The organism is Flavobacterium aquicola, from assembly GCF_003385115.1.
Lineage (GTDB): Bacteria > Bacteroidota > Bacteroidia > Flavobacteriales > Flavobacteriaceae > Flavobacterium > Flavobacterium aquicola.
Genome location: NZ_QUNI01000006.1, coordinates 158,268 through 178,109, shown reverse-complemented (window position 1 = coordinate 178,109; position 19,842 = coordinate 158,268). Strand labels below are relative to the sequence as shown.

9 protein-coding genes are annotated in these 19,842 nt (G+C 35.3%); 8 read left to right on the top strand and 1 reads right to left on the bottom strand.

All coding sequences use genetic code 11. From position 1 onward, the window contains the following. The first annotated feature begins 135 nt into the window (after positions 1 to 135). The 4 genes from rpoB (at position 136) to C8P67_RS12065 (ending at position 9,427) form a co-directional block, all read left to right on the top strand. Positions 136 to 3,948, top strand: a complete 3,813-nt coding sequence (gene rpoB, locus C8P67_RS12080; RefSeq protein ID WP_115813436.1) for a DNA-directed RNA polymerase subunit beta — start codon at positions 136 to 138, stop codon at positions 3,946 to 3,948. Positions 3,949 to 4,179: 231 nt separating this feature from the next. Next, entirely contained in the window at positions 4,180 to 8,487 is a 4,308-nt protein-coding gene (rpoC, locus tag C8P67_RS12075; RefSeq protein WP_115813435.1) for a DNA-directed RNA polymerase subunit beta', read from the top strand. Positions 8,488 to 8,550: 63 nt separating this feature from the next. After that, positions 8,551 to 8,862, top strand: coding sequence for a DUF3467 domain-containing protein (locus tag C8P67_RS12070; RefSeq protein ID WP_100433712.1), 312 nt, complete (start codon positions 8,551 to 8,553; stop codon positions 8,860 to 8,862). A 199-nt stretch (positions 8,863 to 9,061) separates the two neighbouring features. Beyond that, on the top strand, positions 9,062 to 9,427 hold the full coding sequence (locus C8P67_RS12065) for a hypothetical protein (RefSeq protein ID WP_115813434.1): 366 nt from the start codon (positions 9,062 to 9,064) through the stop codon (positions 9,425 to 9,427). Between the two features lie 75 nt (positions 9,428 to 9,502). On the opposite strand, the gene C8P67_RS12060 is transcribed toward C8P67_RS12065, so the two are convergent. After that, positions 9,503 to 11,092, bottom strand: coding sequence for a peptide chain release factor 3 (locus C8P67_RS12060; protein WP_115813433.1), 1,590 nt, complete (start codon positions 11,090 to 11,092; stop codon positions 9,503 to 9,505). A gap of 582 nt (positions 11,093 to 11,674) precedes the next feature. On the opposite strand from C8P67_RS12060, the gene C8P67_RS12055 reads away from it, so the two are divergent. The 4 genes from C8P67_RS12055 to C8P67_RS12040 all read left to right on the top strand — a co-directional run bounded on the left by C8P67_RS12055 (position 11,675) and on the right by C8P67_RS12040 (position 19,560). Continuing rightward, the gene (locus C8P67_RS12055) at positions 11,675 to 13,084 is read left to right on the top strand and encodes a peptidylprolyl isomerase (RefSeq protein ID WP_394338648.1); all 1,410 of its coding nucleotides are present in this window, start codon (positions 11,675 to 11,677) and stop codon (positions 13,082 to 13,084) included. 78 nt (positions 13,085 to 13,162) lie between these two features. Next, positions 13,163 to 14,116, top strand: coding sequence for an AAA family ATPase (locus C8P67_RS12050; protein ID WP_115813431.1), 954 nt, complete (start codon positions 13,163 to 13,165; stop codon positions 14,114 to 14,116). A gap of 288 nt (positions 14,117 to 14,404) precedes the next feature. Continuing rightward, positions 14,405 to 17,176, top strand: a complete 2,772-nt coding sequence (locus tag C8P67_RS12045; protein WP_115813430.1) for a bifunctional aconitate hydratase 2/2-methylisocitrate dehydratase — start codon at positions 14,405 to 14,407, stop codon at positions 17,174 to 17,176. 122 nt (positions 17,177 to 17,298) lie between these two features. Continuing rightward, positions 17,299 to 19,560 carry an aconitate hydratase gene (locus C8P67_RS12040; protein ID WP_115813429.1) on the top strand — a complete coding sequence of 754 codons (2,262 nt, stop codon included), beginning with the start codon at positions 17,299 to 17,301 and terminating at the stop codon, positions 19,558 to 19,560. Positions 19,561 to 19,842: the final 282 nt, after the last annotated feature.

The window sequence follows — 19,842 nt, the reverse complement described above, 5'->3', positions numbered from 1 at the left end:
TTTAGTCAATACGAAGAAAAAAATTTACAGATACTGGTTTATTTTTAAGATGTATTGATCATAAAAGAAAGTATACGTTGCATAGTGTATTCACACAAAAAAATTACTTTTTTTTAATCAAAATTTTGTCAATTGATGATATCAAATCAAACTGAAAGATTGAATTTTGCCTCAACAAAAAACATACCTCAATATCCAGACTTTTTGGATGTTCAGGTAAAATCGTTTAAAGATTTCTTCCAATTGGAAACTAAATCTGACGAAAGAGGCGACGAAGGGTTATACAACACCTTCATGGAAAATTTCCCAATTACAGATACAAGAAATAACTTTGTATTGGAATTTCTAGATTACTTTGTAGATCCACCACGTTACACAATTCAAGAATGTATTGAAAGAGGTCTTACTTATAGTGTGCCTTTAAAAGCAAGATTGAAACTATATTGTACAGATCCTGAACACGAAGATTTTGAAACTATTGTGCAAGATGTTTATCTTGGAACAATTCCTTACATGACTCCTAGTGGTACTTTTGTAATCAATGGCGCTGAACGTGTTGTTGTTTCTCAATTGCACCGTTCTCCTGGGGTTTTCTTTGGACAGTCATTTCATGCAAATGGAACAAAATTATATTCTGCGAGAGTTATCCCATTTAAAGGATCTTGGATAGAATTTTCTACAGATATCAATAGCGTAATGTATGCTTATATCGACAGAAAGAAAAAATTACCTGTTACAACTTTATTCCGTGCTATTGGTTTCGAAAGAGATAAGGATATCCTTGAAATTTTCGACCTTGCTGAAGAAATTAAAGTTTCTAAAACCGGACTTAAAAAATATATTGGAAGAAAACTTGCTGCGCGTGTATTGAACACTTGGCATGAAGATTTCGTTGATGAAGATACTGGTGAAGTAGTTTCTATCGAACGTAACGAAATAATCCTTGATAGAGATACTATTATCGACAAAGATAATGTTGAAGAAATCATCGATTCTAACGTTAAATCTATTTTGTTGCATAAAGAAGATAATAATCTAGTTGATTATTCTATCATTCATAATACATTACAAAAAGATCCAACAAACTCTGAAAAAGAAGCTGTTGAGCATATCTACAGACAATTGCGTAACGCAGAACCGCCTGATGAAGAAACTGCTCGTGGTATTATAGATAAATTGTTCTTCTCTGACCAACGTTACAACTTAGGTGAAGTTGGTCGTTATAGAATAAACAAAAAACTTGGTCTTGATACTCCAATGGAAAAGCAAGTGCTTACCAAAGAAGATATCATTACTATTGTTAAGTATTTGATTGAATTGATCAACTCAAAAGCTGAGATTGATGATATTGATCACTTATCAAACCGTCGTGTTAGAACAGTTGGTGAACAATTGTCTCAACAATTCGGTGTTGGTTTAGCTCGTATGGCTAGAACCATTCGTGAGAGAATGAACGTTAGAGATAACGAAGTGTTTACACCAATTGATTTGATTAATGCTAAAACATTATCGTCAGTTATCAACTCTTTCTTTGGAACAAACCAGTTGTCTCAATTTATGGATCAAACGAATCCATTAGCTGAGATTACGCACAAAAGAAGATTATCTGCACTTGGACCAGGTGGACTTTCGAGAGAGAGAGCCGGATTTGAGGTTCGTGACGTTCACTATACGCACTACGGACGTTTATGTCCAATTGAAACTCCAGAGGGACCAAACATTGGTTTGATTTCTTCTCTTGGTGTTTATGCTAAAGTAAACGGAATGGGTTTCATTGAAACACCTTACCGTAAAGTAAATAATGGTGTTGTAGATTTAGAATCTACTCCTATATATTTAAGTGCTGAAGAAGAAGAAGGAATGTTAATCGCTCAGGCGAACATTAAAATGGAAGATTCAGGAAAAATCACTGCCGAAAACGTAATTGCACGTCAAGAAGGTGACTTCCCAGTGATTGACCCTTCTCAAGTACATTATACAGACGTTGCGCCAAACCAAATTGCTTCGATTTCTGCATCTTTGATTCCTTTCTTGGAGCATGATGATGCTAACCGTGCGTTGATGGGGTCTAACATGATGCGTCAGGCCGTACCATTAATACGTCCTGAAGCTCCGATTGTTGGAACTGGTTTAGAGCGTCAAGTAGCTTCAGATTCTAGAGTATTGATTAATGCTGAAGGACATGGAGTTGTAGAATACGTTGATGCTAATATTATTACTATCAAATACGATCGTTCTGAGGAAGAAAGAATGGTAAGTTTTGATGCTGATGAGAAAACGTACAACTTAATTAAATTTAGAAAAACCAATCAAGGGACAAGTATTAATCTTAAGCCTATAGTAAGAAAAGGTGACAGAGTAATTCCTGGTCAAGTATTGTCTGAAGGATATGCTACTCAAAATGGAGAATTAGCTTTAGGTAGAAACCTTAAAGTTGCGTTTATGCCATGGAAAGGATATAACTTCGAGGATGCGATTGTAATTTCTGAGAAAGTTGTTCGTGATGATATCTTTACTTCAATCCACGTAGACGATTACTCATTGGAAGTAAGAGATACTAAATTAGGTAATGAAGAGTTAACGAATGATATACCAAACGTTTCTGAAGAAGCTACTAAAGATTTGGATGAAAATGGTATGATTAGAATTGGTGCCGAGGTTAAACCTGGTGATATTCTTATCGGTAAAATTACTCCAAAAGGAGAATCAGATCCTACTCCGGAAGAGAAATTGCTTCGTGCAATCTTCGGGGATAAAGCAGGTGATGTAAAAGATGCTTCATTGAAAGCTTCTCCTTCTTTACATGGTGTGGTTTTAGATAAAAAATTATTTGCAAGAGCGGTAAAAGATAAACGTAAACGTACTCAGGACAAAGATGCTTTAGGAGCACTTGAAATGGAGTTTGAAGTGAAGTTTGTTGAGCTTAAAGATAGATTGATTGAGAAACTTTTCAATATCGTAAACGGAAAAACTTCTCAAGGTGTAATGAATGATTTGGGTGAAGAAGTTTTACCAAAAGGTAAAAAATATACTCAAAAAATGCTTTACGCTGTTGAAGATTTTGCTCACTTAAGTAAAGGTCAATGGGTTGCTGATGATGCAACTAATACTATGGTTAATGATTTGATTCATAACTATAAAATTAAATTGAACGATTTACAAGGTTCTTTACGTAGAGAGAAATTCACAATTACTGTTGGAGATGAATTGCCATCAGGAATCTTGAAATTAGCTAAAGTTTATATCGCTAAAAAACGTAAGTTGAAAGTTGGGGATAAAATGGCGGGACGTCACGGTAACAAAGGTATTGTTGCTCGTATCGTTCGTCATGAAGATATGCCTTTCTTGGAAGACGGAACACCAGTTGATATCGTGTTGAATCCACTTGGGGTACCTTCACGTATGAACATCGGGCAAATTTATGAGACTGTTTTAGGATGGGCTGGTATGAATTTGGGTAGAAAATTTGCTACTCCTATTTTTGACGGTGCTTCTTTAGACGAGATCAATGCTTTGACTGATGAAGCTGGAGTACCACGTTTTGGACATACACACCTTTATGATGGAGGTACTGGAGAACGTTTCCACCAAGCAGCAACTGTTGGAGTTATCTACATGTTGAAACTTGGACATATGGTTGACGATAAGATGCACGCACGTTCTATCGGTCCATACTCGTTGATTACTCAACAGCCACTTGGAGGTAAAGCTCAATTTGGAGGTCAGCGTTTTGGAGAGATGGAGGTTTGGGCACTTGAAGCTTATGGAGCATCAAGTACTCTTCGTGAAATCTTGACTGTTAAATCGGATGACGTAATTGGTAGAGCCAAAACTTACGAAGCAATCGTAAAAGGTGAAACTATGCCAGAACCAGGATTACCTGAATCATTCAATGTATTAATGCATGAATTGAAAGGTCTTGGTCTTGACCTTCGTCTAGAAGAATAAAAAAAATGCCTTTTGTAGAGACGTTGCAATGCAACGTCTCTATTTAGGTTTTATAAAAGTTTTTAAGGATTTAGACCCGTAACCCGTTCCGATTTTTTATACGCTATGGCCTATAATTAGCACTTCAAAATTTAGTTTGAAGTTTAGAGAAGTAATCCGAGGTGTAGAGATGTTGAAGTAACGTCTGTACAGAATCAATTTTTAATTGCAAATAAATCAATAGTAAAAACTATGATCAATAATAGAAATAATAAAGAAAAGAATACTGTAAAAAGATTCGATAAAATTTCGATAGGATTAGCTTCTCCAGAATCTATCTTGAAAGAATCAAGAGGTGAAGTTTTGAAGCCTGAAACTATCAACTATAGAACACATAAACCTGAGCGTGACGGACTTTTCTGCGAAAGAATCTTCGGACCAGTAAAAGACTTCGAATGTGCTTGTGGTAAATATAAAAGAATACGTTACAAAGGGATTATCTGTGACCGTTGTGGTGTAGAAGTTACTGAGAAAAAAGTACGTAGAGACAGAGTAGGACACATCAACCTTGTTGTGCCAATTGCTCATATCTGGTATTTCCGTTCTCTTCCTAACAAAATTGGTTATATACTTGGTCTTCCATCTAAGAAATTAGATATGATTATTTACTACGAAAGATACGTAGTAATCCAAGCTGGTATTGCTAAAAATGCAGATGGAGAATCTATCCAAAGATTAGATTTCTTGACAGAAGAAGAATATTTGAATATTTTAGATACTCTTCCAGCTGACAATCAATATTTAGATGATTTTGATCCAAATAAATTTGTTGCCAAAATGGGAGCAGAGTGTATTATGGATTTGTTGGCTCGTATTGATCTTGACGAATTATCTTATGATTTAAGACATAAAGCTAATAACGAAACTTCTAAACAACGTAAAACTGAGGCGTTAAAAAGACTACAAGTTGTAGAATCTTTCCGTGAGTCTACGTTGAACAGAGAGAATCGTCCTGAGTGGATGATTATGAAAGTAATTCCGGTTATTCCACCAGAATTGCGCCCTCTTGTGCCACTTGATGGTGGTCGTTTTGCAACTTCGGATTTGAATGATTTATACCGTCGTGTAATCATCCGTAACAACCGTTTGAAAAGATTAATCGAGATTAAAGCTCCTGAAGTAATCTTAAGAAACGAAAAACGTATGTTGCAGGAATCTGTAGATTCACTTTTCGATAATACTCGTAAAGCTTCTGCAGTAAAAACTGAATCAAACAGACCTTTGAAATCATTATCTGATTCGTTAAAAGGTAAACAAGGTCGTTTCCGTCAAAACTTACTTGGAAAACGTGTGGATTATTCTGCTCGTTCGGTAATTGTTGTTGGACCTGAGTTGAAATTGTTTGAATGCGGTTTACCAAAAGATATGGCTGCAGAATTATACAAACCTTTCGTTATTCGTAAATTGATAGAAAGAGGAATTGTAAAAACAGTTAAATCTGCTAAGAAAATAATTGACAAAAAAGAGCCAGTAGTTTGGGATATCCTTGAAAATGTAATTAAAGGTCACCCAGTATTACTAAACCGTGCTCCTACTTTGCACAGATTAGGTATCCAAGCTTTCCAACCAAAATTAATTGAAGGAAAAGCAATCCAATTGCACCCTTTAGTTTGTACGGCGTTTAACGCGGATTTTGATGGGGATCAGATGGCGGTTCACTTGCCATTAGGACCAGAGGCTATTTTGGAAGCACAATTATTAATGTTGGCTTCTCACAATATCTTGAACCCTGCGAATGGTGCTCCGATTACTGTACCTTCTCAAGACATGGTACTTGGTCTTTACTATATGACCAAAGAGCGTTTGTCAACTCCTGAAAAAACTATTTTAGGACAAGGTATTACTTTCTATTCTGCGGAAGAAGTAAATATTGCTTTGAATGAAGGTCGTTTGGAATTGAATGCTCAAGTGAAAATTAGAGCAAAAGATTTCAATGAAGCTGGTGAATTAGTTTACCAAATCATTCAAACAACTGCGGGTCGTGTATTATTTAATGAAGTAGTACCGGAAGCAGCTGGATATATCAATGATGTATTGACTAAGAAAAACTTAAGAGACATTATCGGACACGTATTGAGTTCGACTAGTGTTCCTGAAACAGCAGCTTTCTTGGACAACATGAAAGATATGGGTTATAAATTCGCATTCAAAGGAGGATTATCGTTCTCTCTTGGTGATATTAGAATCCCAGAGCAAAAACCAAAATTAATTGCAGATGCCAGAGAGCAAGTTGAAGGTATTTCTGCTAACTATAATATGGGTCTTATTACCAATAACGAGCGTTACAACCAAGTTATTGACGTATGGACTTCAGCAAATGCTCAATTGACAGAGCTAGCAATGAAAAACATTAGAGAAGATCAACAAGGTTTCAACTCTGTGTATATGATGCTTGATTCTGGAGCGAGGGGTTCTAAAGAACAGATTCGTCAGTTAACTGGTATGCGTGGTTTGATGGCTAAGCCTAAAAAATCTACTGCTGGTGGTGGTGAAATTATTGAAAACCCGATTCTTTCTAACTTTAAGGAAGGTCTTTCGATCCTTGAGTACTTTATCTCTACTCACGGTGCTCGTAAGGGACTTGCGGATACGGCTCTTAAAACAGCTGATGCTGGATACTTAACTAGAAGATTACATGACGTTTCTCAAGATGTTATTGTTAACATTGAGGATTGTGGTACTCTTAGAGGTATTGAAGTTTCTGCTTTGAAGAAAAATGAGGAAATCGTTGAATCATTAGGAGAAAGAATCTTAGGACGTGTTGCATTACAAGATGTAATTAATCCTTTAACAAGTGAGATTTTAGTTCATGCAGGTGAGCAAATCACTGAAGCATTAGTAAAAGGTATCGAAGCTTCTCCAGTGGAGAAAGTTGAAGTACGTTCTCCATTAGTTTGTGAGGCTACAAAAGGTATCTGTGCTAAATGTTACGGTAGAAACTTAGCTACTGGAAAAATGACTCAAAGAGGTGAGGCTGTTGGTGTAATTGCTGCACAGTCTATTGGAGAGCCAGGTACACAGTTGACATTACGTACTTTCCACGTTGGAGGGGTTGCAGGAGGTATTTCTGAAGAGTCTAGTATTATTACCCGTTTTGCAGGTAAATTAGAAATCGAAGATTTAAAAACTGTAAAAGGTGAAGACAGCGAAGGTAATTCAGTTGATATTGTTGTTTCTCGTTCAACAGAATTGAAATTGATTGACGAAAAAACAGGTATTTTATTAAGTACTCATAATATTCCTTACGGTTCTAGTATTTTTGTTAATGACGGTGAGTCAGTAGCAAAAGGTGCTGTAATCTGTAAATGGGATCCATATAACGGGGTTATCGTTTCTGAGTTTACCGGTAAAATTGCTTACGAAGATTTAGAGCAAGGACAATCGTTCATGGTTGAAATCGATGAGCAGACAGGTTTCCAGGAAAAAGTAATCTCTGAGGCAAGAAACAAAAAATTAATCCCTACTTTATTGGTTTACGGTAAAGAAGGTGAATTGATCCGTTCTTACAACTTACCGGTTGGAGCTCACTTGATGGTAGAAAACGGAGAGAAAATTAAAGCTGGTAAAGTTTTGGTTAAAATTCCTCGTCGTTCTTCTAAATCTGGGGATATTACAGGAGGTCTTCCAAGAATTACTGAGTTGTTAGAGGCTCGTAATCCTTCAAACCCAGCTGTAGTTTCTGAGATCGATGGTGTTGTTTCTTTTGGAAAAATCAAAAGGGGTAACCGTGAGATCGTTATTGAGTCTAAATTTGGTGATGTTAGAAAATACTTGGTTAAATTATCAAGCCAAATTCTAGTTCAGGAAAATGACTTCGTAAGAGCCGGTGTGCCATTGTCTGATGGAGCTATTACTCCAGATGATATTTTAAGAATTCAAGGTCCAGCTGCTGTACAACAGTACTTGGTAAATGAAATTCAAGAGGTATACCGTCTTCAAGGGGTGAAAATCAACGACAAACACTTTGAGGTAGTAATACGTCAAATGATGCGTAAAGTAAGAGTTCAAGATCCAGGAGATACTTTGTTCTTAGAAGATCAATTAATTCACACTAAAGATTTTATCGTTGAAAATGATAAATTATATGGTATGAAAGTGGTTGAAGATGCTGGAGACTCAAGTGTATTAAAAGCTGGTCAAATTATAACACCACGTCAATTACGTGATGAGAATTCATTATTGAAACGTACTGATAAAAACCTAGTTGCTGCACGTGATGTAATTACTGCTACTGCAACACCAGTTTTACAAGGTATTACAAGAGCTTCTCTTCAAACTAAATCATTTATTTCTGCTGCTTCTTTCCAAGAAACAACAAAAGTATTAAACGAAGCTGCTGTTGCAGGTAAAGTTGATTTATTAGAAGGATTAAAAGAAAATGTAATTGTTGGTCATAGAATCCCTGCCGGTACAGGTATGAGAGAATATGATAATGCAATTGTAGGTTCTAGAGAAGACTATAATGATATGATGGCAAATAAAGAAGAGTATATTTATTAATTCTTTCCTCAATGTTCTCTCCCTGTCAAAAATAGGGAGAGAGTATTGAAAAATTTAAATTTTATGAGCAATTCTAACCAGCAACAAGAACAGATTAACATTGAATTGGATGAAAAAATAGCGGAAGGGATTTATTCAAATTTGGCTATAATTAATCATTCTTCATCTGAATTTGTTTTAGATTTTGTTTGTATTATGCCAGGTGTTCCTAAAGCTAAAGTTAAATCAAGAATTGTTTTAACTCCGCAGCATGCTAAAAGATTACTCAAAGCAATTGGTGAAAATATTCACCGTTTTGAAGTAGCTCATGGTGAAATAAAAGAAGGCGAGCAAGCTCCAATTCCATTGAATTTTGGTCCGGCAGGACAAGCATAATTGTAAATAAAAAAGACTCCTATATGGAGTCTTTTTTATTTACAATTTATTCCCAATATTGTTGTTTTGTTAAATGTAAATTTGATTCATGTATTTAAACGTCTATTTATGCACTTCAACGACTATTTTTTTCCTGAGTTAACGATTAATTTACTTTCGCGCCGGATATAGTTTACATAGCCTGTATCGGATAGTTGAAATGAGTAAAATTTTTAAAACAGTTCAAAACAATAATAGCTTTTTATTTGTTGTTGTTTTATTTGCTTTTTTATCTAGTACTACTGTTTTTGGACAAAATGAAAGTCTAAAAGTTTCGACTGAAGAGGTGACGACTAATCATGATAATGTTGTGATTGAGACTCCTGTAAAAGACTCTAATTCTGCTATGATAAACTCAAATGTGAATTTTATTCTTTGGTTTATGGGAACTAAAGAAGATATGGGTAGAAATTTTTCTCAAGAAAATTTATACTCTAAGAAAAGTTTCATGACTTCTGGCAGAGAGCCTAATCATTTATTAGTAAAAACGCTTTTGAAAAAAGCACTAAATATTAAATCTTGCTAGCGAGTATTTAAGGTTGAATTTAATTTGTATATATAAAAAACGCCAACTCATGTTGGCGTTTTTTTTGTTTTAATGTTAATCAAATTCAGATGTGAAAAATAATTTTACACTTGGATATTTGCTTTGAGTCATTTGAATTGTAAAGTCAGAATCAGCAAGAAAAACCAATTGATTGTATTTGTCTTTGGCTAAAAATTTCTGTTTAATACGTTTGAATTCTTTGAATTCTTCGTTTTTAGCATCATCAGGTTTTACCCAACAGGCTTTGTGAACAGGGAAGTTTTCATAAGTACATTTAGCTCCGTATTCATGTTCCAGTCGGTATTGAATAACTTCATATTGTAATGCTCCTACTGTTCCGATTACTTTTCGATTATTCATTTCCAAAGTAAATAATTGCGCAACACCTTCATCCATTAATTGGTCGACTCCTTTGTCCAGCTGTTTGGCTTTCATAGGATCGGCATTATTAATATATCTAAAATGTTCTGGTGAAAAACTTGGAATCCCTTTGAAACTCATTATTTCTCCTTCGGTCAAAGTATCTCCAATTTTGAAGTTCCCAGTATCATGCAGTCCTACAATATCTCCTGGATATGAAATGTCAACAATTTCTTTTTTTTCAGCAAAAAAAGCATTTGGACTTGAGAATTTTAAATTCTTTTTTTGACGTACATGATAATACGGTTTGTTTCTTTCAAAAGTTCCTGAAACAATTTTTATAAACGCTAATCTGTCTCTGTGTTTCGGATCCATATTGGCGTGGATTTTAAATACAAACCCAGACATTTTTTCTTCTTTAGGATCAACTAATCTGGTTTCTGAATCTTTTGGTCTTGGTGATGGAGCAATAGTTACAAAGCAGTCTAATAATTCTCTAACTCCAAAATTGTTTAAAGCAGAACCAAAAAAGACAGGCTGTAATTTACCGTCCAGATAATCCTGACGATCAAATTTCGGGTACACTTCGTCTATTAATTCCAGTTCCTCGCGCAAACGGTCTGCGGGTTTCTGACCAATTATTTTTTCCAGCTCAGGGCTTTGAACATCAGAGAATGCGATTGTCTCTTCAATATTTTTGCGGCTATCACCACTAAATAAATTAATATTTTGTTCCCATAGATTGTAAATTCCCTGAAAGTCATACCCCATTCCGATAGGAAAACTAAGAGGAGTAACTGTTAGTCCAAGTTTTTGTTCAACTTCGTCCATCAAATCAAAGGCATCTTTTCCTTCTCTATCTAGTTTGTTGATAAAAACAATGATTGGTATTTTTCGCATTCTGCAAACTGAAACTAACTTTTCAGTTTGTTCTTCGACCCCTTTTGCAACGTCAATTACAACAATTACGCTGTCAACGGCAGTTAAAGTTCTAAAAGTATCTTCAGCAAAATCCTTGTGACCTGGTGTGTCAAGAATATTTATCTTTTTTTCTTTATAATTAAAGGCCAAAACGGATGTGGAAACCGAAATTCCCCTCTGGCGCTCAATTTCCATGAAATCACTCGTCGCTCCTTTTTTTATTTTATTATTTTTTACAGCACCAGCTTCTTGAATAGCACCTCCAAAAAGGAGTAGTTTCTCTGTAAGTGTAGTTTTTCCTGCATCGGGATGTGAGATAATCCCAAAAGTACGTCTTCTCTCTATTTCTTTTAAAAAACTCATATTTTATATCAATTGTCTGCAAAAGTACTATTTATAAATGCGATTTGAAAAAAAATAAATAGTTATAAAAACAGGTCGAAATTTTTTATCCATAAAATTTAGTTTTACTGAAATAGTAGCCACAGAGCTGTTTTATATTTTTTTGTGATCAAAACGATACATGATGGTATGAATAAATAAAGATTCTATTTTCAGCAAAAATTATTAATAACGCTCTATTTTTAAATGTCTGGATTATAATTCAAAAGCATTTGTTTTAATCAATATTTCTTATTTAAGTTTAGTTCGTATTTCTTTAGATTTACTCACTTTATATTGGTATATAATGGAACTTAATAATTTTTTGTTAATAGTACTTAGGAAACTTGTTTAATGCATCTGAATTGTTATTTTTGTTCGTTATATGTTTAGATAATTGTAAGTATTTTGCCGAATTATTACACTTTGTTCATTTGGCTTCTAAATCTGACATTTTTTTTTAGTTTTAAAAGGCTGTATTATAATTAAATGCGTCTTTTTAAAAAGTGATTTTTTAGATAATAATAATATAAAAAATAAAAAATGCCTTCAAAATTTTTTCAAATGAAATCCGCAACGATTAAAGCTGCGTTGATTTTTTTTCTTTTGTTTTCCACTTTAACTTTTGTAAATGCCCAAGAAATTATAAAAGACAGTGTTGTTGCAGTTGCTAAAGCAGACGTGCCTTCGGGTAAAAAACTTAAGATAGATGGAGTGGTTGCAACCGTTGGAGATTATATTATATTGGATTCTGATATAGATAAAGGGTTTTTGGAAATTAAAAGCCAAGGAGGATCGACTGCTGATGTGACGAGATGCCAAGTTTTGGGAACTTTGCTAGAACAAAAATTGTATGCTCACCAAGCGGTTCAGGATAGTATTATTGTAAGCGATGCCGAAGTGAAAGGGATGATGGATGAAAGACTTACTTATATGTTGGAACAAGCTGGTACTATTGATAAAATAGTGAAATTCTATCAAAAAGATTCAGAAGAAGAATTTAGAACCTACTTTTTTGATGTTTTGAAGGAGCAGAAGCTTACAAGCGAAATGACCAAAAAGATAATTGAGAAAGTTGAAATAACTCCTGAGGAAGTTCGTGAATTCTTTAAAAAAATTCCTGTTGCCGATTTGCCGGTTTTCGGAGCTGAATTAGAAGTGGCACAAATTGTTATAAAACCCAAAGTTACCGATGAAGATAAGAAAAGGGTAATTGATAAATTAAATGGTTTTAGGAAGGAGTGCCTTGAGGGTGCTAGTTTTGCCACGAAAGCAGTTTTGTATTCAGAAGATCCTGGTTCAAGTAAAAATGGCGGTTACTATAAAATGACTCGAAAAACGCCTTTTGTAAAAGAATTTAAAGATGTTGCATTTAGCCTTGCCGAAGGTGAAATTTCTGAGCCTTTTGAAACTCAATATGGTTTTCATATTATTTATGTTGAAAAAATAAAAGGGCAGGAAGTTGAATTGAGGCATATATTGATAGCTCCAACTGTTGTGCAGCAGTCATTAAAAGAAGCTAAAGAAAAAATTACTTTAATTAGAAAAAAGATTTTAGACAAAGAAATCACTTTTGCCGAAGCAGCAAAAACGATGTCTGATGAAAAAGAAACTAGAGCTAATGGCGGTGCTTTGGTGAATCCTAAAACGCAGGATACGCATTTTGAATTGACCAATATGGATCCTTCTATATATTCTCAGGTTTCTAATTTGAAAGATAATGAAATTTCGATGCCGTTTCTTGAAGATGTACAAGGGAAAAAAGATTATAAAATTATGATCGTAACAAATAGAATTGATTCTCATACTGCCGATTATGCAAAAGATTATATCAAAATTAAAGATTTGGCTTTGAAGGAAAAACAGATAAAAGCCATCGCAAAATGGTTTGATACAAAAATAAAGGATACATATATTAAAATTGTTGATGAGTATCATGACTGTCCTTTTACAAGTAACTGGTTAAAAAAATAATTTTCATTAAATAAATAAAAAGAGTTAGTTTTATGTTTTCATAGTCCTAACTCTTTTTTAATTAAAATAAATATATAAATGTCGGATGTAGCAGCGATACAGAATTTGGTTCAAAAACGCAATGAATTAAAGAAAGAAATATCCAAAATAATTGTAGGTCAAGAAGCTGTTGTCGATCAGATTTTACTTTGCATTTTTTCTGGGGGTCATGCATTATTAGTGGGGGTTCCCGGTCTTGCCAAGACTTTATTGGTGAATACTTTGGCTCAGGCATTAGGTCTTGATTTTAAAAGGATACAATTTACGCCCGATTTAATGCCTTCAGATATATTAGGGAGTGAAATATTGGATGAAAACAGGCAGTTCAAATTTTTAAAAGGACCAATATTTTCCAATATAATTTTGGCTGATGAAATCAATAGAACACCTCCAAAAACACAGGCTGCTTTACTGGAAGCAATGCAGGAACGCTCCGTTACTATTGCTGGTGTAAATCACAAATTGAGTCTGCCTTATTTTGTATTGGCTACGCAAAATCCTATTGAGCAGGAAGGAACTTATCCTTTGCCAGAAGCACAGTTAGACCGATTTATGTTTGCTATAAAATTGGAATATCCTTCTTTTGAAGAAGAAGTTCAGGTTGTGAAACAGACAACTGCTGATTCCAATGTAAAAGTAAATGCCTTGTTTAATGCTCAGGAAATTATCGATTTTCAGCATTTAATCCGTCGTATTCCTGTTGCTGACAATGTAGTAGAATATGCTGTGACTTTAGTAAGTAAAACACGTCCTGATAATGTGCTTTCAAATGAATATGTGAAAAATTATCTTGATTGGGGAGCAGGACCAAGAGCATCGCAGAATTTAATTTTAGCGGCCAAAGCCAATGCTGCTTTTCATGGTAAATTTTCTCCAGATATAGAAGATGTGAAAGCTGTTGCAACTGGAATATTAAGACATAGAATTATCAAAAACTACAAAGCAGATGCCGAAGGAATTTCTGAGGAAATGATAATCGATAAGCTGATTTAAACAGAAAAAATAATAAATTATCGAAAAGTGTTATATTCTAGTAAGAATGTAACACTTTTTGTTTTAACATTAGTTTTTCTTTTTGTTAAAATCCATTTCTGAATTATTGAATTTGTAAAATTGATAGGTAGAATATGCTTATTTCTTATTTTATCGCAGTGAAATCATTTATTTTGCAATAATTTTTTTTGAAAAATGTACATCCATTTAATTTCTTTAAATTATCATCTTTAATTCCTAAATTTGCGTACAAAAAAATAAAAATAGCTAATAAACGACTTCTGAATTATGAACACTTATAAGGATTACATTCAAGAGATTGAAGAAAGAAAAGGTCAGGGGCTTAACCCGAAGCCAATTGATGGTGCTGAATTGCTAAGCGAAATCATTGAACAAATTAAAGATTTGAATAACGAATACAGAGCGGACTCTCTTAAATTTTTTATTTATAATGTTGTACCGGGAACTACTCCTGCGGCCACTGTAAAAGCTAATTTTTTAAAGGAAATTGTTCTAGGTCAATCAGTAGTTGCTGAAATTACGCCTGCTTTTGCTTTAGAGTTGTTGTCACATATGAAAGGTGGAACTTCTATAAAAGTATTACTTGATTTAGCTTTAGGTAATGATGCTGCTATTGCAAAAGATGCTGCAGAAGTTTTGAAAACACAAGTTTTCCTTTATGAAGCTGATACAGATCGTTTAGCAGAGGCTTTCAAAAGCGGTAACGGAATTGCAAAAGAAATTCTTGAGAGCTATGCTAAGGCTGAGTTCTTTACTAAATTACCTGAAATTGCAGAAGAAATTAAGGTTGTTACTTTTATTGCTGGTGAAGGAGATATTTCAACTGATTTACTTTCTCCAGGAAACCAGGCACACTCTCGTTCAGATCGTGAATTGCATGGAAAATGTTTAATTTCTCCAGAAGCACAAGCTGAAATCAAAGCATTAGCAGAAGCTAATCCTGATAAGAGCGTGATGTTAATCGCTGAAAAAGGTACTATGGGTGTTGGTTCTTCAAGAATGTCAGGTGTAAACAACGTGGCACTTTGGAGCGGTAAACAAGCTAGTCCTTACGTCCCATTTATTAATATTGCTCCAATCGTTGCAGGAACAAACGGTATTTCTCCAATTTTCCTAACAACTGTTGATGTTACTGGTGGTATTGGTCTTGACCTTAAAAACTGGGTAAAAAAATTAGATGCTGATGGTAATCCTGTTCGTAACGAAAGTGGAGATCCTATTCTAGAAGAAGTTTACTCTGTTGCAACTGGTACGGTTCTTACAATCAACACAAAAACTAAGAAACTTTACAACGGAGATAAAGAATTAATTGATATTTCTAAGGCTTTTACGCCTCAGAAAATTGAATTTATAAAAGCAGGTGGTTCTTATGCAATTGTATTTGGAAAAAAATTACAAACATTTGCATCAAAGACTTTAGGAATTGATATTCTGCCTGTATATGCTCCGTCAAAAGAAGTTTCTATTGAAGGACAAGGACTTACAGCTGTAGAAAAAATATTTAATAAAAATGCGGTTGGAACAACTCCAGGTAAGATTTTACATGCTGGTTCTGATGTTCGTGTTACTGTAAATATTGTTGGTTCACAAGATACAACTGGTTTGATGACTTCTCAGGAATTAGAGTCTATGGCTGCTACTGTGATTTCTCCAATTGTTGATGGTGCTTACCAATCAGGTTGTCATACAGCTTCAGTTTGGGATAATAAATCTAAGGCAAATATTCCTAGATTGATGAAATTCATGAACGACTTCGGATTGATCACAGCTCGTGACCCAAAAGGTGTTTATCACTCAATGACGGATGTTATTCACAAAGTACTTAACGATATTACTGTAAACGAATGGGCTATAATCATCGGTGGTGACTCTCATACAAGAATGTCTAAAGGTGTAGCTTTTGGTGCTGACTCAGGAACTGTTGCTCTTGCATTGGCTACTGGTGAAGCTTCAATGCCAATTCCAGAATCTGTGAAAGTAACTTTCAAAGGAGACATGAAAGGGTATATGGATTTCCGTGATGTTGTTCATGCTACACAAGCTCAGATGCTTAAAACATTTGGTGGAGAAAATGTATTCCAAGGAAGAATTATTGAGGTTCACTTAGGAACTCTTAATGCAGATCAAGCCTTTACTTTTACTGACTGGACTGCAGAAATGAAAGCAAAAGCGTCTATCTGTATTTCTGAAGATTATACTTTGATCGAATCTCTTGAGATGGCAAAAGGTAGAATTCAGATCATGATCGACAAAGGAATGGACAACAAAAATCAAGTTCTTAAAGGATTGATTGCTATTGCTGATAAGAGAATCGCTGAAATTATTTCAGGTGAGAAACCAGCCTTAAGACCAGACGCAAACGCTAAGTATTACGCAGAGGTTGTTGTAGATTTAGATCAAATTGCTGAGCCAATGATTGCTGATCCAGATGTTAATAATGCAGATGTTTCTAAAAGATATACTCACGATACAATCAGACCTCTATCTTTCTACGGTGGAGTTAAACAAGTAGATCTTGGATTTATCGGATCTTGTATGGTTCACAAAGGAGATATGAAAATTCTAGCTCATATGCTTAAGAATATTGATGAGCAAGAAGGTAAAGTAGAATTTAAAGCGCCACTAGTTGTAGCTCCTCCTACTTATAATATTGTTGATGAATTGAAAGCAGAAGGTGACTGGGAAATTTTACAAAAATATTCTGGTTTCGAATTTAATGATGATGCTCCAAAAGGTGCAGCACGTACTTCATACGAAAAAATGCTATACCTAGAGCGTCCAGGATGTAACCTTTGTATGGGTAACCAGGAAAAAGCTGCCAAAGGAGATACTGTAATGGCAACATCTACTCGTCTTTTCCAAGGAAGAGTTGTTGAAGATACTGAGGGTAAAAAAGGAGAGTCATTACTTTCTTCTACTCCAGTTGTGGTATTGTCTACAATCCTTGGTAGAACTCCAACAATTGAAGAATACAAAACTGCAGTAGACGGAATCAACTTAACTAAGTTCGCCCCTTCTCATAAGTTATTAGTTAAATAATTCACATAATTAGTTAATTATAGTTTAAAAGCCTGAGTCTATTGATTCAGGCTTTTTTTTGTACTCTATTTTTTTGTAACTTGTAATGTTTAAATTATTAATGACAAAAAACCTAAAACATTATGGCTTTTGATATTGAAATGATTAAAAAAGTGTATGACAGCATGAAAACTCGTGTTGATGCAGCACGTGAAATAGTTGGTCGTCCGCTTACTTTAACGGAGAAAATTTTATACAGTCACCTTTGGGATGGAACTGCAAAACAAGCTTATGGAAGAGGAGTAGATTATGTTGATTTTGCCCCAGACAGAGTGGCCTGTCAAGATGCAACGGCTCAAATGGCTTTACTTCAGTTTATGCACGCTGGTAAATCAAAAGCTGCCGTGCCAACAACCGTGCACTGCGATCACTTGATTTTAGCTAAAAATGGTGCTGAATCAGATTTGGCTGTAGCCAATACTCAATCCAAAGAGGTTTTCGATTTCTTATCATCGGTGTCAGATAAATATGGTATAGGGTTTTGGAAACCAGGATCAGGAATTATCCACCAGATTGTTTTAGAAAATTACGCTTTTCCTGGAGGAATGATGATTGGTACTGATTCACATACTGTAAATGCCGGAGGATTAGGAATGCTGGCCATTGGTGTCGGCGGTGCTGATGCTGTAGATGTAATGTCCGGAATGTCATGGGAGCTGAAATTCCCTAAATTAATCGGCGTAAAATTGACTGGCAAATTATCTGGCTGGACAGCTCCAAAAGACGTTATCTTAAAAGTAGCCGATATCCTTACTGTAAAAGGCGGGACTGGAGCTATTGTAGAATATTTTGGTGAAGGTGCCCTGAATATGTCCTGTACAGGAAAAGGAACTATCTGCAATATGGGTGCTGAAATTGGGGCTACAACATCTACTTTTGGTTACGATGATTCTATGCGCAGGTATTTAACGGCTACAGATCGTCAGGATGTAGTTGATGCTGCTGATAAAGTAGCTTCCTATTTAACTGCCGATCCAGAAGTTTATGCCGATCCAGAAAAGTATTTTGATCAGCTTATCGAAATTAACCTATCCGAATTAGAACCTCATATCAATGGTCCGTTTACTCCAGACCGCGGTACTCCAGTTTCCCAAATGAAAGCCGAAGCTGCTGCAAATGGATGGCCAATAAAAGTAGAATGGGGTTTAATAGGTTCCTGTACAAACTCTTCGTACGAAGATATGGCACGTGCCGCTTCTATTGTAAACCAAGCTGTGGAGCACGGAATTACCCCAAAAGCGGAATTTGGAATCAATCCTGGATCGGAGCAGATTCGTTACACGATCGAAAGAGACGGAATTATTTCCACATTCGAAAAAATGGGAACTAAGGTGTTTACTAATGCCTGCGGTCCATGTATCGGGCAATGGGACAGAGCAGGAGCAGATAAAGGCGAAAAAAATACAATTGTACATTCATTCAACCGTAATTTCTCCAAAAGAGCTGACGGAAATCCAAATACACACGCTTTTGTAACATCTCCAGAGATGGTTGCAGCATTGGCGATTTCAGGAAGACTGGATTTCAATCCATTAACAGATGCTTTGTTAAATGATAATGGTGAGGAAGTACGATTAACTGCTCCCTTTGGTGATGAATTGCCAAAAAGAGGTTTCGCAGTTGAAGACGCAGGTTTTCAAGCTCCGGCTGTAGATGGTTCAAATGTTCAGGTAAATGTAAATCCAGCTTCAGACCGTTTGCAGTTACTGGCTCCATTCGAAGCTTGGGATGGTAAAAATATTACGGGAGCTAAATTATTAATCAAAGCTTTTGGAAAATGTACTACTGATCACATTTCTATGGCAGGACCATGGCTGCGTTTCCGCGGACATTTAGATAATATTTCAAATAATATGCTGATTGGTGCCATTAATGCATTCAACCAAAAAGCAAATTCAGTCAAAAATCAATTAACAGGTGAATTTGAGGCGGTTCCGGCAGTAGCACGAGCTTACAAAGCTGCTGGTGTGCCATCAATAGTTGTTGGTGACCATAATTACGGCGAGGGTTCTTCTCGTGAACATGCTGCTATGGAACCTCGATTCTTAGGTGTAAAAGCAGTGTTAGTAAAATCATTTGCCCGTATTCACGAGACAAATCTAAAAAAACAAGGCTTGCTAGGTCTGACTTTTGCTAATGAAGCTGATTACGATAAAATTCAGGAAGATGACACTGTCAACTTCACCGATTTAGTTGATTTTGCTCCTGGAAAACCGTTAAGTTTAGAATTCGTTCACAGCGATGGAAGCAAAGATGTTATCTTAGCGAACCACACCTATAACGAAGGACAAATTGGCTGGTACAAAGCAGGATCAGCTTTGAATTTGATTGCGGCCAACGCGTAACTATCTGCAATTTATATAAAAACTCTCAAGATTGCTTGGGAGTTTTTTGTTTAAATTAAAATCTGAATATGGAGCAAATCCTGCTGTCCTTTCAAGCTTGCTCATATCCTTCTTTTTTTGCTGATATAAAAGGAGCTTCCGTTGGTCGCTTTTTTATATCAGCAAAAAATACAAGTCTACTTCGCAAGGCTTTTCATTCCCATCAGGGCTAGGATATTTAATAGTTATGAATTCATTTACCCGTTTGGATTATTGAAAAAAGGCATTCAGATTGCTTTGATA

Bases quoted from the DNA above. Each gene is read 5' to 3' on its own strand.
- rpoB (WP_115813436.1), top strand. From the start codon at position 136: ATGATATCAAATCAAACTGAAAGATTGAATTTTGCCTCAACAAAAAAC.
- rpoC (WP_115813435.1), top strand. From the start codon at position 4,180: ATGATCAATAATAGAAATAATAAAGAAAAGAATACTGTAAAAAGATTC.
- C8P67_RS12070 (WP_100433712.1), top strand. From the start codon at position 8,551: ATGAGCAATTCTAACCAGCAACAAGAACAGATTAACATTGAATTGGAT.
- C8P67_RS12065 (WP_115813434.1), top strand. From the start codon at position 9,062: ATGAGTAAAATTTTTAAAACAGTTCAAAACAATAATAGCTTTTTATTT.
- C8P67_RS12060 (WP_115813433.1), bottom strand. From the start codon at position 11,092: ATGAGTTTTTTAAAAGAAATAGAGAGAAGACGTACTTTTGGGATTATC.
- C8P67_RS12055 (WP_394338648.1), top strand. From the start codon at position 11,675: ATGAAATCCGCAACGATTAAAGCTGCGTTGATTTTTTTTCTTTTGTTT.
- C8P67_RS12050 (WP_115813431.1), top strand. From the start codon at position 13,163: ATGTCGGATGTAGCAGCGATACAGAATTTGGTTCAAAAACGCAATGAA.
- C8P67_RS12045 (WP_115813430.1), top strand. From the start codon at position 14,405: ATGAACACTTATAAGGATTACATTCAAGAGATTGAAGAAAGAAAAGGT.
- C8P67_RS12040 (WP_115813429.1), top strand. From the start codon at position 17,299: ATGGCTTTTGATATTGAAATGATTAAAAAAGTGTATGACAGCATGAAA.